Origin of the sequence: Amnibacterium flavum (genome assembly GCF_003097495.1) — a bacterium.
Taxonomy (GTDB): Bacteria; Actinomycetota; Actinomycetes; order Actinomycetales; family Microbacteriaceae; genus Naasia; species Naasia flava.
Genome location: NZ_QEOP01000001.1, coordinates 1,197,120 through 1,211,751 on the forward strand (window position 1 = coordinate 1,197,120; position 14,632 = coordinate 1,211,751).

13 protein-coding genes are annotated in these 14,632 nt (G+C 70.1%); 7 read left to right on the forward strand and 6 right to left on the reverse strand.

Translation table 11 applies throughout. The features are described 5' to 3' along the window. Positions 1-12: 12 nt before the first annotated feature. Genes DDQ50_RS05555 through DDQ50_RS05565 form a run of 3 tightly spaced genes read right to left on the reverse strand, consistent with a single transcriptional unit; the run spans position 13 to position 3,049 of the window. On the reverse strand, positions 13-1,236 hold the full coding sequence (locus tag DDQ50_RS05555) for a DUF4350 domain-containing protein (RefSeq protein WP_116755665.1): 1,224 nt from the start codon (positions 1,234-1,236) through the stop codon (positions 13-15). Next, a complete protein-coding gene (locus DDQ50_RS05560; protein ID WP_240614242.1) occupies positions 1,233-1,895 on the reverse strand; it encodes a DUF4129 domain-containing protein in 663 nt (220 codons plus the stop codon). The genes DDQ50_RS05555 and DDQ50_RS05560 overlap by 4 nt, the downstream gene beginning before the upstream one ends. Beyond that, positions 1,892-3,049, reverse strand: a complete 1,158-nt coding sequence (locus tag DDQ50_RS05565) for a DUF7847 domain-containing protein (protein WP_133245921.1) — start codon at positions 3,047-3,049, stop codon at positions 1,892-1,894. The genes DDQ50_RS05560 and DDQ50_RS05565 overlap by 4 nt, the downstream gene beginning before the upstream one ends. Before the next feature lie 97 nt (positions 3,050-3,146). Between DDQ50_RS05565 and mtrA the strand changes: the two genes are divergently transcribed. From mtrA to secA, 6 genes are all read left to right on the forward strand, one after another. Beyond that, positions 3,147-3,839, forward strand: a complete 693-nt coding sequence (gene mtrA, locus DDQ50_RS05570; protein WP_116755667.1) for an MtrAB system response regulator MtrA — start codon at positions 3,147-3,149, stop codon at positions 3,837-3,839. Between the two features lie 60 nt (positions 3,840-3,899). Next, the gene (gene mtrB, locus DDQ50_RS05575) at positions 3,900-5,609 is read left to right on the forward strand and encodes an MtrAB system histidine kinase MtrB (protein ID WP_240614243.1); all 1,710 of its coding nucleotides are present in this window, start codon (positions 3,900-3,902) and stop codon (positions 5,607-5,609) included. Then, the gene (locus DDQ50_RS05580) at positions 5,606-7,306 is read left to right on the forward strand and encodes an LpqB family beta-propeller domain-containing protein (protein WP_116755668.1); all 1,701 of its coding nucleotides are present in this window, start codon (positions 5,606-5,608) and stop codon (positions 7,304-7,306) included. The genes mtrB and DDQ50_RS05580 overlap by 4 nt, the downstream gene beginning before the upstream one ends. A 107-nt stretch (positions 7,307-7,413) precedes the next feature. Continuing rightward, positions 7,414-8,097 carry a ComF family protein gene (locus DDQ50_RS05585; RefSeq protein ID WP_116755669.1) on the forward strand — a complete coding sequence of 228 codons (684 nt, stop codon included), beginning with the start codon at positions 7,414-7,416 and terminating at the stop codon, positions 8,095-8,097. 143 nt (positions 8,098-8,240) lie between these two features. After that, positions 8,241-8,966 (forward strand): ribosome hibernation-promoting factor, HPF/YfiA family, encoded by a 726-nt coding sequence (hpf, locus tag DDQ50_RS05590; RefSeq protein WP_116755670.1) that lies wholly within the window; start codon positions 8,241-8,243, stop codon positions 8,964-8,966. Positions 8,967-9,188: 222 nt separating this feature from the next. Next, on the forward strand, positions 9,189-12,062 hold the full coding sequence (gene secA, locus DDQ50_RS05595; protein WP_116755671.1) for a preprotein translocase subunit SecA: 2,874 nt from the start codon (positions 9,189-9,191) through the stop codon (positions 12,060-12,062). 172 nt (positions 12,063-12,234) lie between these two features. Here secA and DDQ50_RS05600 read toward each other — a convergent pair whose 3' ends face one another. Together DDQ50_RS05600 and DDQ50_RS05605 are read right to left on the reverse strand one after the other, a co-directional pair. Beyond that, the gene (locus tag DDQ50_RS05600; RefSeq protein WP_116755672.1) at positions 12,235-12,912 is read right to left on the reverse strand and encodes an NUDIX domain-containing protein; all 678 of its coding nucleotides are present in this window, start codon (positions 12,910-12,912) and stop codon (positions 12,235-12,237) included. A gap of 87 nt (positions 12,913-12,999) precedes the next feature. Beyond that, entirely contained in the window at positions 13,000-13,413 is a 414-nt protein-coding gene (locus DDQ50_RS05605; protein WP_116756115.1) for an Rv3235 family protein, read from the reverse strand. 199 nt (positions 13,414-13,612) lie between these two features. Here DDQ50_RS05605 and DDQ50_RS05610 point away from each other — a divergent pair, with 199 nt between their 5' ends. Continuing rightward, a complete protein-coding gene (locus DDQ50_RS05610) occupies positions 13,613-14,191 on the forward strand; it encodes a hypothetical protein (protein WP_116755673.1) in 579 nt (192 codons plus the stop codon). A gap of 62 nt (positions 14,192-14,253) precedes the next feature. Here the strand turns inward: DDQ50_RS05610 and DDQ50_RS05615 are convergent, their stop codons facing one another. Continuing rightward, positions 14,254-14,529: a helix-turn-helix domain-containing protein gene (locus DDQ50_RS05615; RefSeq protein ID WP_240614244.1), complete on the reverse strand. Its 276-nt coding sequence runs from the start codon at positions 14,527-14,529 to the stop codon at positions 14,254-14,256. Between the last annotated feature and the right edge of the window lie 103 nt (positions 14,530-14,632).

Genomic DNA, 14,632 nt, shown 5'->3' on the forward strand with positions numbered 1-14,632 from the left:
CGGTGAGGCCTGTCATCGTGCTGTCCCGTCGCCGTTCACGCGGAGCGCGGCGGCCACGTCCCGCTCGAGGACCAGCAGCCGTTCCGCGTACTCCACGAGCTGCGCGTCGTGGTGCGGGTCGTCGTCGACCAGCAGCGCTCGCACCTCGGCGAGCGGCCGTCGCAGCGTGGAGGCGACAGCGCGGGAGACCTCTTCGACGGTCGCGGTCCGCGACAGCCGCAGGGCGGTCGCCAGGCGCGAGACCGTTCCGATGCGCAGGGCGTCGAGTGCGTGCAGGCGCGACGCGGACCGGGCGTAGAGGCGGGCGCGACCTTCGATGGTCTCGCTCGCGGGCACGACGACCGGCAGGTCCTCGACGACGAGGGGGCCGAAGCGTCGTCCCCGCCAGACCGCTCCGGCGAGGAACACGGCGATGAGGAGGACGATCAGGGGGGTGACCCAGCCCGGGGTCAGGTCAGCGCCCGTCGGGGCGGCGTCGAGGTCGAGATCGCCGATGCCCGGGTGGTACCAGATGAGCGTCGGCGTCTCGCCGAGGACCCCCAGGATGAGCGCCGCGTTGCCGGCGCTGGTGACCCCTTCGTTCTGGAAGGGGGTCGACTCGGCGAGGACGGTGACGGTCTGCTCGCCGTCGGTGGTCTGAGCCAGTTGCGAGCGGCCGTCGGCGTCGGCGAAGCAGAAGGTCGCCTCGGAGCCGGAACCCGACGGCTGCAGGCTGGATCCGCTCGCGGTGAGGGAACCGGCGCGGGTGGCGGCCGGCAGGTCGCAGGCCGCGTCGAGGGAGCCGTCGGCGTCGGGCACCCCGCCGTAGCTGACCGAGGGAGCGTAGGCCTCGAGAAGCGCGGCGGTCGGCGCGACGAGCACCAGGCGTGAGGCGACGGCGCCGAGATCCGCGATCCGCTGGTCGTCGAGGAGGCCGTCGGAGTCGTCGACGAGGAGCGTGGTGGAGGCCGGATCTGCCGAGGAGGCCGTCACGTCAGCGAACGAGGCGGTGTCGATCACGTCGACGCCCTGCTGCCGCAGCACCTCGGCGACCGCCATTCCGCCCGTCGGCCCGGGATTCTGCGAACCGAACGGCGTCATATCGCCCACGGACGCGGTGGTAAGCGTCGATCCGACGGCGGCGACGACGACCGCGATGCCGGCCACCAGCCAGAAGCGCCACGACCGGAGCCATTGCCGTGTCGTCGGGGTGATGGCGACGGCGGGCGTCGCCGTCGCCGTGGTGGGGGAGGTCACGCGGGTGCCTCCGCGGTCGCGGGCCGCGCGGTGCGGAGGCGCTTCTCGAGGTCGGCCATCGCCTCGTAGCGCTCCGAGGATCCCGAACCGCCGAGGTAGCGGACGCGGTCGAAGTCGGCGGAGGCGGCCCGCAGTCGTTCCGCCTCATCGGGGAATGGGCGTGCGGCGTCGCGGGCGAATGACCCGGCCGTCGTCCCGGGCACCACGTCGACGAGCGTGCGCTCGTCCAGTCCGCGGGCCATCGCCCGGAACATCTCCTCGATCGCTTCCGTGTAGTCGCCGTCGCGTGCGAGGCGCTCCGCTTCGCCACGGATCTCGTCGGCCGTCCGCTCGTCCGAACTGCCGAAGAGCGCGCCGGCTCCGGCGCGCCGCCTCTCGAGTCTCGGCCTGCCGAAGATGAGGAAGCCCGCGACGATGAGCGCCGCGATGGCGGCGACGGCGACCGCGAGTCCGATCGCTCCGCCCGCGCCGTTCGCCGAGTCGAGGAGTGGCGCGAACCAATCGAACACCGCCTGCGACAGGAGGTCGAACCAGGTCGGTTTGGCCTCCTGGTAGACGTTCTTGCTGAGCTCGTCGGTCAGGAGCCGCCGCCCCTCATCGGCGTCGGGGTCGACCGGGACGCTCCGCAGCGCCGCGGCGGCCAGGGCGGCGATCGTCACGCGGCGCCCGGGGCGTACGGGTCGACACCCTCGACGGGCTCTTCCACGTGTGCCTGCAGCACGAGATCGAGCCCCTCTTTGCGCATCCGCAGGTCGATGTAGATGAGGGCGACCGCAGCGGAGATGACGATGCTCGAGATGGTGCCGACGACGAGCGACACGACGACGCTGAGGATCGAGCTCAGAACGGTGATGACCACCGCGGCGCCTTGCCCGTTCGGATCGATGACGTACCCGAGGAGCGGCAGGAAGGACAGAGGGGTGGCGACGATCTGCGAGGCGACGGAGATGATGACGGTGATCAGCGCCTGGACACCGAAGGTCCGCCAGAAGTGCCCGTGGGTGAGTCGCCACGACCGGGCGATGGCGCCGCCCAGGCTGAGTCGTTCGAGCACGAGCGCGCTGGGGAGGACGGAGAGGCGCACCGATACCCACACGCCGAGTACGACGAAGCCGAGCCCCAGGGCCACGGCGATGGGGATCGTGACGACGAGGGCGTCGGAGGAGCCGAGACTGCCGACCGCGATGATGCCGACCAGAATCGCGATCGCGATGCCCGCGGCCACGAAGACGACGATCGACCACCCGACGAGCGGCACGATGTAGGAGCGGACGCGTCGCCAGAGCTCCCTGAGGGTCGAGCGTCGCCCGAGGACAGCGCCCGCGACATCGACGACCACGAAGCCCTGAAGGGTCGACGTCACGATCAGGTTGAACAGCCCGACCACGAGCGTGCCGAGGATTCCGCCGCTGATCGTGCCGATGACCAGGGGCGCCTGGTCGGGGTCCTGGAAATCGGTGATGCGGCTGAGCCCGCCGAAGATGACGGCGGCGAGTAGGCCACCGCCGACGATCACGACCGCAAACTGGAGGAGAAGGGCGAGGCCGACGATCGCGCGGCTATGACGCAGCACCCGGAACGGAGCTCCGAGCAGCGTGCCGAAGCCGAGAGGACGGAGCGGGACGAGTCCCGGCTTGGGCGGGGGAGTCCACGCACCGGGCGGAGGAGCGACGGGCGGAACGGCGCCCGGCACCACGGGCGATACCGGGGCGGGCTCAGCTCCTGGCGCGCTCGGGCCGTAGCCTCCGTATCGCGGCCGATCGTCCGGGTCTCCTCCGGGCGACTGCCAGCCGCCGCCTTGCGCATCGCTCACGCCTCAATGCTCGCATAGGCGGCCCGAAGCCGCCCATCAGCGCGCGCCCGGTCATCCGCCCCCGGATCAGGGCTTATCGGTTATTGTTTCCAGCACCATGACGGACACGTCCTCCGGCCCATCCATCCTCGTCGTCGACGACGACCCGGCTCTCGCAGAGATGATCGGGATCGTGCTCCGCGGCGACGGACTCGAGCCCACTTTCTGCGCCGACGGTGCGAAGGCGCTCGCCGCGTTCCGCTCCTCGACGCCCGACCTCGTGCTGCTCGACCTCATGCTGCCGGGCCTCGACGGCATCCAGGTCTGCGAGCAGATCCGCGCCGAGTCGGGGACACCCATCATCATGCTGACGGCGAAGAGCGACACGGCCGACGTCGTCAAGGGCCTCGAGACGGGCGCCGACGACTACATCGTCAAGCCGTTCGACCCGAAAGTCCTGATCGCCCGCATCCGCGCCCGTCTGCGACCCATCGTCGCCCAGAACGGGCTGCTCCAGATCGGGGACCTCACGGTCGACGCGACCGGTCACGAGGTGCGCCGCGGTGAGGAGCGGATCGGTCTCACCCCGCTCGAGTTCGAACTGCTGCACACCCTGGCGAGCAAGCCCCAGCAGGTCTTCACCCGCGAGATGCTGCTCGAGCAGGTGTGGGGATACCACTACAAGGCCGACACCCGGCTCGTGAACGTGCACGTGCAGCGTCTGCGCGCCAAGGTCGAGAAGGACCCCGAGAACCCGCGCATCGTGACGACGGTTCGAGGGGTCGGCTACCGGGCCGGCGCCGCGGTCTGAGATCCCCCATGAGCCCGGCACGGTCATGAGTCGGGCACGCCCGATGGAACCGGAACGCAGATGAGCGCCACCCCCGGCGGGCGCGTCGGCGAGGCCGCCATCCCGTTCGGCATGCGCCTCGCCGGCATCGGCCGCAGCTCGCGCGACATCGCCGGCACCGTCGTCCGCTCCTTCCGGCGGTCGCTCGAGCTGCGGATCATCGCCATCACGGTGGGGCTCTCGGCGCTCGCCGTGCTGGGGACGAGCGCCTACATGGCGCACACGATCGGCGACGGGCTCTTCGACGCCCGCGTCCAGCAGGTCACCGAGGAGGCCGGTCGGGCCACGACGACGGCGCAGGACACCTTCGCCTCCAGCACCGCCGTCGACGACGCGGCGCTCAGCGGTCTGCAGCAGTCGGTGCTCGCCGACGTGGGCGACATCGCGACCTCGTCGTCGGGGCTCTGGTTCGTGCGCGCTCCGGGGACGCGCGCGAACTTCGCCCTCCCCGACGCGAGTCGGGGGTCGGCGGACCAGGTCGTCACCGAGTCGCTGCAGACCCAGGTCGAGAGCGGCGAGGCGCCGCAGTACTGGCAGTCCGTCAGCATGCCGGGCGAGAGCGCCGGCACGCCGGGGATCGTCGTCGGCTCCCTCGTCACGGTGCCCGGAGTCGGGCCGTACGAGATGTACCTGCTGTTCGACCTCAGCGACGTCCAGCAGTCGCTCTCGTTCGTCACCGGCACGCTCGCCATCGGCGGGATCCTGCTCATCCTCCTGATCGCCGCCGTCACCTGGGCTGCCGTCCAGTTCGTCATCTCGCCCATCCGGGTGGCCGCCGAGACGAGCCGCAAGCTCGCGGCCGGTCATCTCGAGGAGCGGATCCCCGTCCGAGGGGACGACGTCCTCGCGACGCTCGCGCAATCGTTCAACGGCATGGCCGACAGCATCGAGCGTCAGATCAGCCAGCTCGCCGGACTCTCGCGCGTGCAGCAACGGTTCGTCTCCGACGTCTCGCACGAGCTGCGCACCCCGCTCACCACGATCCGGCTCGCCGGCGACGTGCTCTACGACCGGCGCGACCAGTTCGATGCCACGACCGCCCGCACCGCCGAACTCCTGCACACGCAGGTCGAGCGGTTCGAGTCCCTGCTCGCCGACCTTCTCGAGATCTCCCGGTACGACGCGCAGGCCGTCGACATCGACCAGGAGCCCGTCAACCTCGTGCGCCTCGCCGAGTCGGCCATCTCGGGGGTCGAGACCCTCGCCGAGCGCAAGGGCTCGACCATCACACTCATCGCCCCCGGCGGCCACTTCGACGCCGAGGTCGACGCCCGGCGGATCGGCAGGATCCTCCGCAACCTGCTCTCCAATGCGGTCGAGCACGGGGACGGTCAGCCGATCGAGGTCGTCGTCGACAGCAATCGCAGCGCGGTCGCGGTCGCGGTGCGGGATCACGGCATCGGCATGAGCGCGGCCGACACCGAGCGGGTCTTCGACCGGTTCTGGCGTGCCGACCCGTCGCGCCAGCGGACGACCGGCGGTACCGGTCTGGGGCTCGCGATCTCGCTGGAGGATGCCACCCTGCACGGCGGCCTGCTCGACGTCTGGTCGCGCGAGCACGAGGGCTCCACGTTCCGGCTGACGCTGCCCCGCCGCGCGGGCGGCACGATCGACGAGTCGCCCGTCCCGCTCGAGCCCGACGCGAGCCCCGCGGACGGCGTTCCGGATGGCGCGACGCGCGCCCAGTTCGTTCCGGAGCCGTCGGCCCCGCGGAAGAGACGCAGATCATGACCGCCCTCGACTTCGCGAGGGCCGCCTCGCGCTGGCGCCGCCTCGCCGCCGGGCTGGTCGCCGCCGCGACGCTCGCCCTCGTCGGCTGCGCCGCCATCCCCGTCAGCGGCCCGGTGCAGGCCGGCGTGCCCGTCACGAGCAACGACGACGAGCCGTTCGCCTTCCGCCCGGCGGGCCCGAGCGACGGCGCCTCGACGGCGGACATCGTCCGCGGCTTCATCGCGGCCGCCGTGCGCCCGCAGGACAATTACGGCACCGCGCGCGAATTCCTGACCGACGGCCTCTCGAAGACCTGGAACCCGAACGCCGGCGTGCTGCTGCACGAGAGCCCCAACGTCGTCGTCGACGAGGGGTCGGGGGCCGTCCAACTGACGATCTCCGCCGTCGGCCAGGTGGGCACATCGGGCAGCTACGCCGAGTACGGCGAGAGCGTCGAGGCCACCCTCGCGTTCCGGCTCGAACAGGTCGACGGCCAGTGGCGGATCGCCGAGGCGCCGGACGGGATCGTGCTGCTGCGGCAGACGTTCGAGCGGCTCTACACGCAGCGCTCCCTGTACTTCTTCGACCCCGCCTTCGACAACCTGGTTCCCGACGTCAGGTGGTTCCCGAACGGTGCCGACACCCAGACCCGCATCGTCGAGGCGCTCATCGCCGGTCCGTCGCCCGCGCTGGCGTCGCCGGTGCTCGCCACCGCGTTCCCCCCGGGCGTGTCACTCGAGCGGCAGTCCGTCGTGCAGAGCGACGGCGTCCTCATCGTCGACCTCGATCCCGCGATCGTCAGCCTCGAACGGATCAGCCAGCAGCGGTTGAAACTCCAGCTGACGCGCAGCCTCCTCGGCGGCTCTGTCGTGTCGGTGCAGATCAGGGCGGACGGTTCGGTCCTCGACATCCGCGACCTCACCGATGTGCCCGTCCTCCAGCAGGTGGACCCGCGAGCGGCGGTCGGCATCGGCGACGCCTTCGGATGGCTCAGCTCCAATGAGGTTCTGCCGATCGACGGGCTGAGCGACGCCGTCGCCGCGCTGCAGCCGAACGCCGTCGCCCTCGACGCCGACGGGGGCCGGGCGGCGGTTCGCGGCGCGTCGGGAGTCACCCTGGTGACCGACGGCGGCGGAACGGTGCCCATCGACGCGCGCGGCGGCCTGATCGCGCCCGCACTCGACTCCCGTGGCTTCGTCTGGACCGTGCCGGCGGGCGAGCCGGGTGCGGTTCAGGTCGCCGACGTGAACGGCACCGCCTCCGCCGTCCCCTCCGGCTGGAACGACCTGGAGTCGGTCGTCTCGATCGGCGTCTCGCGGGATTCGACCAGGCTGATGGTCTACGGCACCGCGGACGGGGCCGGACTGCTGCGCGTCTACGGGATCGTCCGCGACGCCGATGGGAGGCCGACCGGGCTGTCGACGTCATGGTTCGAGCTGGTGCCGCCGGCGGGGACCCCGGTAGCGGCGACGTGGGTCGACGAGACGTCCGTCGCGAGCGTCGCGACCGCTGCGTCGGGGGAGCCGAGCATCGTCAGTCAGGTGGTCGGCGGGATGAGCGAGCAGCTCAGTCGTGCGACCAGCGCTGTGACGATCTCGGGAGCGAACGGCGAGAGCGGACTGCGGCTCCTCGCCGCCGACGGCGACGTGCTCGTCCTGCGCGGCGCCGGCTGGCAGGTGACGGGCGCGGGGGTCTCCTACCTGGCCAACCAGCGCTGACCCGTCGTAGCTGACCGGTGTCCTCCCCAGCGGGGAGATGCGGTCCGTGCGCCATCGATGGCACGTGGCCCCACCTGCGAGCGGTCGGTCCGAGGCAGTGTGGGCGGATGGGCACCCCCGTCCGCTCGATCATCGCCGAGGCGGTCCTCGACGCCCTCGCCCTCGTGCTGCCCGTCCGGTGCAGTGGCTGCGGCGCCCCGGACCGCGCGGTGTGCGAGGACTGCCGCCGCCTGTTCGTGGGAGGGGTGTTGAGGCGCGAGACCGAGGGGCTTCCCGTCTTCAGCGCCGCGCCCTACGGCGGTGCAACGGCCCGCATCCTCGCGTCGTACAAGGACGGCGGCCGCCTCGACGCCGCGCCCGCGCTGGGGTCGGCACTCCGTCATGTGCTCACGCAGATGCCGGCGCCCCGCGACGGGCCGGTGCTGCTCGTCCCCGTGCCGACGACGCGAGCCGCCGTCCGACGCCGCGGCGTCGCCCCGCTCGAGGGCATCGCCCGTGCGGCACGTGTCCCGTTCCTCGATGCGCTCGCGGTCGGTCGCCGGGTCGTCGACCAGAGTCGGCTCGGTGCCTCGGATCGCGCGGAGAACCTGGCGGGTGCGTTCCGGGCTCGACGTCCCCTTCCCGGAGCCCAGGTGGTGCTGCTCGACGACATCGTCACGACCGGGGCGACGCTCCGCGAGGCGGCGCGGGCGCTGGGGGAGGCGGGTGCGCTCGTTCAGTCGGCCGTCACACTCGCGGCGACCCCGCGCCATCATGCGCCGCCGACTCCACTCCACCAGAAGGCTGAGTGAATGGTCCATGACACGGCGGAAGGGGAGGTCTATGGTCGGTGCAAAGGCGTTACCGATCGCCCGGGCCCGGCCCGATCGACGAACACCCTCGTACCGGACCTGGCCGCTCAAATGGGCGAGCGCCGAGAAACGGGGAGGTCAGCATGGACACCACCATCACTGGACGCGGCGCCGGGATCACCGACCGCTTCCGCGGATACGTGGAAGACAGGGCCGGCAAGATCGAGCAGCTCTCGGAGAAGGCACTCGCCTTCGAGGTGCGACTCTGCCGCCACCATGAGACCAACGGTTCGAACGGCGACGACCGCATCGAGCTGACCCTGATCGGCCCGGGACCGGTCGTCCGTGCCGAAGCCGCGGGGAGCGACAAGTACGCCGCCTTCGACATCGCGTTCGACAAGCTCCTCGAACGATTGCGGCGTGCCAAGGACCGGAAGAAGGTGCACAAGGGGCAGCGCCGCCTCGGCACCGTGCGCTCCGTCGACCACCGCGACTTCCGCGTGGGCGATGTCGAGCCGGTCGACGTCGAGGTGCTGCGACGTGTCGACCCCGAGACCGGCGCCATCGCCGCCGTCGAGGAGGACGCCGGATCGTCGCAGCAGGTCGACACGCCGGTCGCCGGCGACGACGACTACTCGCCCGTCGTGATCCGTCACAAGGTCTTCTCCTCCACGCCGATGACGGTCGACGACGCCCTCTACTACATGGAGCTCGTCGGCCACGACTTCTATCTCTTCATCGACGGCGAGACCCGCAGGCCGAGCGTCGTCTACCGGCGCAAGGGCTGGGACTACGGAGTCATCCACCTCGACGAGTCGGCCGGCGAGGTCCAGGAAGCGGTGACAGCGGCGCGCGCGATGGCGCGCTGACCCACGCCGCCCGTCGAGCGCAGCGAAACGACGTCCTCGCGATCGAGGTGCTCGTTTCGCGTCTCTCGACGGGCGGCTCTCTGTGCGACGCGGCGCCGCGCGGCCAGCACGGCACAGGGATAACAGCTGGGTAACGCTGGTACGATTTGGGGCTGCGCGGCATCTGCGGCGCTTCCGCATGAGGGTGCGAACGCCTTCGTGCGAAGAGGAGAGGATTCCCCTTTGGCTTCGGTACTCGAAAAGGTTCTCCGCGTCGGAGAAGGCCGCATCCTGCGACGACTGGAGAACTACGCCAAGCAGGTGAACCACCTCGAAGAGGACTTCACCCACCTCAGCGACGAAGAGCTCAAGAACGAGACGGTCGTGCTGCGGGAACGCTATGCATCGGGTGAGTCGCTCGACGACCTCCTGCCCGAGGCGTTCGCGGCCGTCCGCGAGGCAGCCAGCCGCACGCTCGGTCTGCGTCACTTCGACGTCCAGGTCATGGGCGGCGCCGCGCTCCACCTCGGCAACATCGCCGAGATGAAGACCGGTGAGGGCAAGACCCTCGTCGCGACCCTCCCGGCCTACCTCAACGCGATCACGAGCCGCGGCGTCCACGTCGTCACGGTCAACGACTACCTCGCCAGCTACCAGTCCGAGCTGATGGGCCGTGTGTTCCGCGCCCTCGGCATGACGACGGGCGTCATCCTCAGCGGCCAGACCCCGGCCGAGCGTCGCGAGCAGTACGCCGCCGACATCACCTATGGCACGAACAACGAGTTCGGCTTCGACTACCTGCGCGACAACATGGCCTGGCAGCCCCAGGACCTCGTCCAGCGGGGCCACTACTTCGCGATCGTCGACGAGGTCGACTCGATCCTCATCGACGAGGCGCGCACCCCGCTCATCATCTCGGGCCAGGCATCGGGCGAGGCGAACCGCTGGTTCAACGAGTTCGCGGGCATGGCCCGCCGCCTTCAGGAGGGCGTCGACTTCGAGGTCGACGAGAAGAAGCGCACCGTCGGCGTGCTCGAGCCCGGCATCGAGAAGGTCGAGGACCACCTCGGCATCGACAACCTGTACGAGTCGGCCAACACCCCGCTCATCTCGTTCCTCAACAACTCCATCAAGGCGCGGGCCCTGTTCAAGAAGGACAAGGACTACGTCGTCATGAACGGCGAGGTCCTCATCGTCGATGAGCACACCGGCCGCATCCTCGCCGGTCGTCGCTACAACGAGGGCATCCACCAGGCGATCGAGGCCAAGGAGGGCGTCGAGGTCAAGGCCGAGAACCAGACCTTCGCCACCGTCACCCTCCAGAACTATTTCCGCCTCTACAACAAGCTCTCGGGCATGACCGGTACCGCCGAGACCGAGGCCGCCGAGTTCATGTCGACCTACAAGCTGGGTGTCGTCCCGATCCCGACGAACCGGCCGATGCAGCGCACCGACCAGCCCGACCTCGTCTACAAGAACGAGAAGAGCAAGTTCGATCAGGTCGTCGAGGACATCGCCCGCCGTCACGAGACCGGCCAGCCGGTCCTCGTCGGCACCACGAGCGTGGAGAAGAGCGAGTACCTGTCGCGTCTGCTCGCGAAGAAGGGCATCCGGCACGAGGTCCTCAACGCGAAGAACCACGCGCGTGAGGCCGCGATCGTCGCCCAGGCCGGTCGTCTCGGCTCCGTCACCGTCGCCACGAACATGGCCGGTCGTGGAACCGACGTCATGCTCGGCGGAAACGCCGAGTTCCTCGCCGTCGCAGAGATGCACGCGCAGGGTCTCTCCCCCGTCGATACTCCCGAGGAGTACGAGGCCAAGTGGGACGAGGTCTTCGAGAGCGTGAAGGCCGAGGTCAAGGTCGAGGCCGACAAGGTCATCGAGGTCGGCGGACTGTACGTGCTCGGCACCGAGCGTCACGAGTCGCGCCGCATCGACAACCAGCTGCGCGGTCGTTCCGGCCGACAGGGCGACCCGGGCGAGAGCCGTTTCTACCTGTCGCTCACCGACGACCTGATGCGGCTGTTCAACTCGGGTGCCGCCGAGGCGCTCATGGGCCGTGGTGGTGTGCCCGACGATCTGGCCATCGAGTCGAAGGTCGTCTCCCGCGCCATCCGCAGCGCCCAGTCGCAGGTCGAGGCCCGCAACGCCGAGATCCGCAAGAACGTCCTCAAGTACGACGACGTCCTCAACCGCCAGCGCGAGGCCATCTACGCCGACCGCCGCCGCGTGCTCGAGGGCGACGACATCCACGAGCGCACCCAGGCGTTCCTCGAGAGCGTCATCGACGAGGTGCTCGATGTCCACACGGGCGAGGGCAACAGCGAGGACTGGGACTTCGACGCCCTGTGGACCGAGCTGAAGACGCTGTACCCGATCTCGATCACGATCGACGAGGTGCTGTCCGAGGCGGGATCGAAGGGGCGCGTCTCGCGCGACTTCATCCGCCGCGAGATCATGTCCGACGCGAAGATCGCCTACCAGCAGCGCGAGGAGTCGCTCGGCGGGCCGGCCATGCGCGAGCTCGAGCGTCGGGTGGTCCTCTCGGTCATCGACCGCCGCTGGCGCGACCACCTCTACGAGATGGACTACCTGAAGGACGGCATCGGCCTGCGCGCGATGGCGCAGCGCGACCCGCTCGTCGAGTACCAGCGCGAGGGATTCGCCTTGTTCCAGACGATGATGGGCCAGATCCGCGAGGAGACCGTCGGCTACCTGTTCAACCTCGAGGTCGAGGTCCAGCAGAACGCCACGGGTGCTGTCGCAGCGCCGGTGGTGGCGGCCAAGGGGCTCGGCGTCGCGCCGGCCCCTGTCCAGAACCTCAGCTACTCGGCGCCGAGCGCCGACAACAACGGCGAGGTCGAGGTGCGCAACCAGCGCGGCCAGGTCAACCGTGCGGCGACCGCCAAGGCGCAGCAGAAGGAAGCGGAGCAGGAGCAGGCCATCGCGCCTCTGCCTCCCCGTTCGGCTCCCGCACCCCAGGGTGGCGCGCCCCGCCCCGCTGGACAGCAGCGCCCGGCGGCCCGTGGTGCGTTCGGCCAGTCCAGCGGCCAGCCGGCGGCCCCGGCCCCGGTGAACCGCGCCCAGCGCCGCGCAGCCGACAAGGGCAAGAGCTAGAGAGTCGACGAAAGAACCCCCGCAGCCGAAGCGCTGACGGGGGTTCTTCCGTTCCCGGGCCGTCTGCACGGATCAGGCCCTCTTGCACGGATCAGGAGAAATCTCGGATTCGTCCTGATCCGTGCGGAAATCGTCCTGATCGGTGCAGATCCCCTGATCCGTGCAACCGGCGTCAGCGGGCGAAGGGCCCGGAGAGAGCGGCCCACTGCAGCAGCATGATGGTCTTCGCGTCGATGATGTCGGAGCCGATCGCTGCGAGGGCGGCGTCGAAATCGAGTTCGACGATCTCGATGTCCTCGCCGTCGTCGACCAGGCCCCCGCCGTCGCTGTGGCGGGTCGAGGTGTCGTAGGGCGCGGCGAAGAAGTGCAGCCTCTCGGTGACCGAGCCGGGGCTCATGAACGCGTCGAAGACGTGCTGTACCTCCCCGATGCGGTGCCCGGTCTCCTCTTCGGCCTCACGACGGATCGCGGTCTCCGCGTCGTCGTCGTCGAGGAGACCCGCGGCGGTCTCGAGCAGCAGGCCGTCGGGCGACCCGTTCACGTAGGCGGGGAAGCGGAACTGCCGCGTGAACAGCACGGTCCGGCGATCGAGGTCGTAGAGCAGGATGGTCGCGCCGTTGCCGCGGTCGTAGGTCTCGCGGTGCTCGGTCGACCAGTGACCGTCGCGATGCCGGTAGTCGATGGTGGTGGTGCGGAGTACGAACCAGGACGACGAGAGCAGCTTCACGTCGCGCACCACGACGTCGGGGTTTCCGGTGAGGTCGCGTCCGACCTGATCGAGGCCGACGCGGCCGCGGCGGTCGGGGATGTCGATGCCGGGGATGCCGGGGGAGGGGATCTGATCTGACATGCTTCGACGCTATCGGCCGCATCGAGCTCGCACGGGTGCGGCCGTCCGGTGCAAGACCCCTGCAACAGCAGTCGACAGCTCCGCGTTTCAGAGGACGTGCAACGCGGTCGCCCGCCAGCGGGAGTCGAGTCCCTCGAGGCGGAGCGCGACGGCGCGGGAGCGCTGGCGCCCGTGCACGACGACCGATGCCTCGACGACACCGTCGCGCGGGTAGTCGATGCGCACCGTGCCGATCGTCACCGTGGGGCGACGAGGTGTCGTGCCCCTGAGCGCGCGCGCCCTGTTCGAGAGGACGACCCGCTTCAGCATGTGCCGGTACACGTTCTCGTCGACCCAGCGCCCGATCTGCTCGAGTTCGCGCACACCGGCGAGGATCTCGATGGCGCTTCGACTCAGGTTCTCGACGAGCGGAGTCGGGTCGGGCAGATTCGCAGACGAGGTCGGCTGAGGCGCGAACAGGTCGTCGGCGGGGAGGGCGAAGGTGCGGGCGGGGAGAGGCATCGGGATCGGCTCCACTGTCGGAGGACACTCGTCGCGGGTACAACGAGCGCCGAAAGCCAATCCCCTGGCTCTTCCCGCAGATCGCTCTGCGGCATCGGGTAGGGATAGCAAAGCAGGTCCGCCGCGCTCCGGGCAACTCGATTCGGAACCTGTGGACAACTTCTCCGAGGGCCCGGCTGTGGGCGTAACGTCCGCGACTATGCGCTGGGAATCCCTCTTCGACGACCTCGAGGCCCAACTCGAGCACGAGCGGACCGCCGGTGAGGGCGCCTTCTCGGTGGACACCGAGCGGCACCGTCTGGCCGAGCTGTCACTCGCGGATCGCCTGAGGGCGCTGCCGCCCGGAACCGCGGCGCGGATCCGGCTCCTCGACGGACGGACCGTGCACGTTCTCCCTCAGGCGTTCGGCAGCAACTGGCTCAGCGGGGAACTCCGACCCGCCGCCAGACCCGCGCGCACCGTCGTCATCCCGATCGGGGCGATAGCGGGGGTGCTGCTCGACCCGTACGACGAGACCCACATGATCGCCGCGCCGCCGGAGGCCCCGAGCTCGCTGTCCCGCAAGCTCGGTATCGGAGTCGTGCTCCGCGATCTGTGCCGCCGCCGCGCGACCGTGCAGGTGAGCACCGCGGCGGGCGAGTCGACGGGAACGATCGACCGCGTCACCGGTGACCACCTCGATCTCGCGGTGCACGAGCCCGACTCTCCGCGCCGATCGACGGCCGTGCGGTCGATCGAGATGATCCCGCTCGCCGCGGTGCTGCTCGTCACCTGCTGAGCCTCAGGCATCATCGGCGGAGAGGCGCCGCGCGCGAATCGGCCGGGCTCGCGCCACCCGGCTCAGATGAACCGGTCGAAGGAGAGCTCGGGGATGTCGGCGTAGTCGCTCTGATTGAACAGCGCCGCGCGGCGGGACTCCTCGTACTTCGCCGAGATGTACGCCTCGAGCTGTTCGCGTTCGACTCGCCAGTGGCCGTTGCCGCCCAGCTTGATCGCCGGCAGTTCGCCCGAACGCACCAGTGCGTACGCCTGACTCAGCGACACGTTGAGCACGTCGGCCGTATCGGAGAGGGTCAGGAACCGCCCGATCGAACCCGGGGACACGGTGTCGTTCACGAGCAACGATTATCCGCCTTCGGAGACGTCGGAAACGGGCGTGTGGATAAGTCCGGCGGCCCCGCCGCAGCTCTCGGCACCATGGATCTCCGTCCCCTGAGGA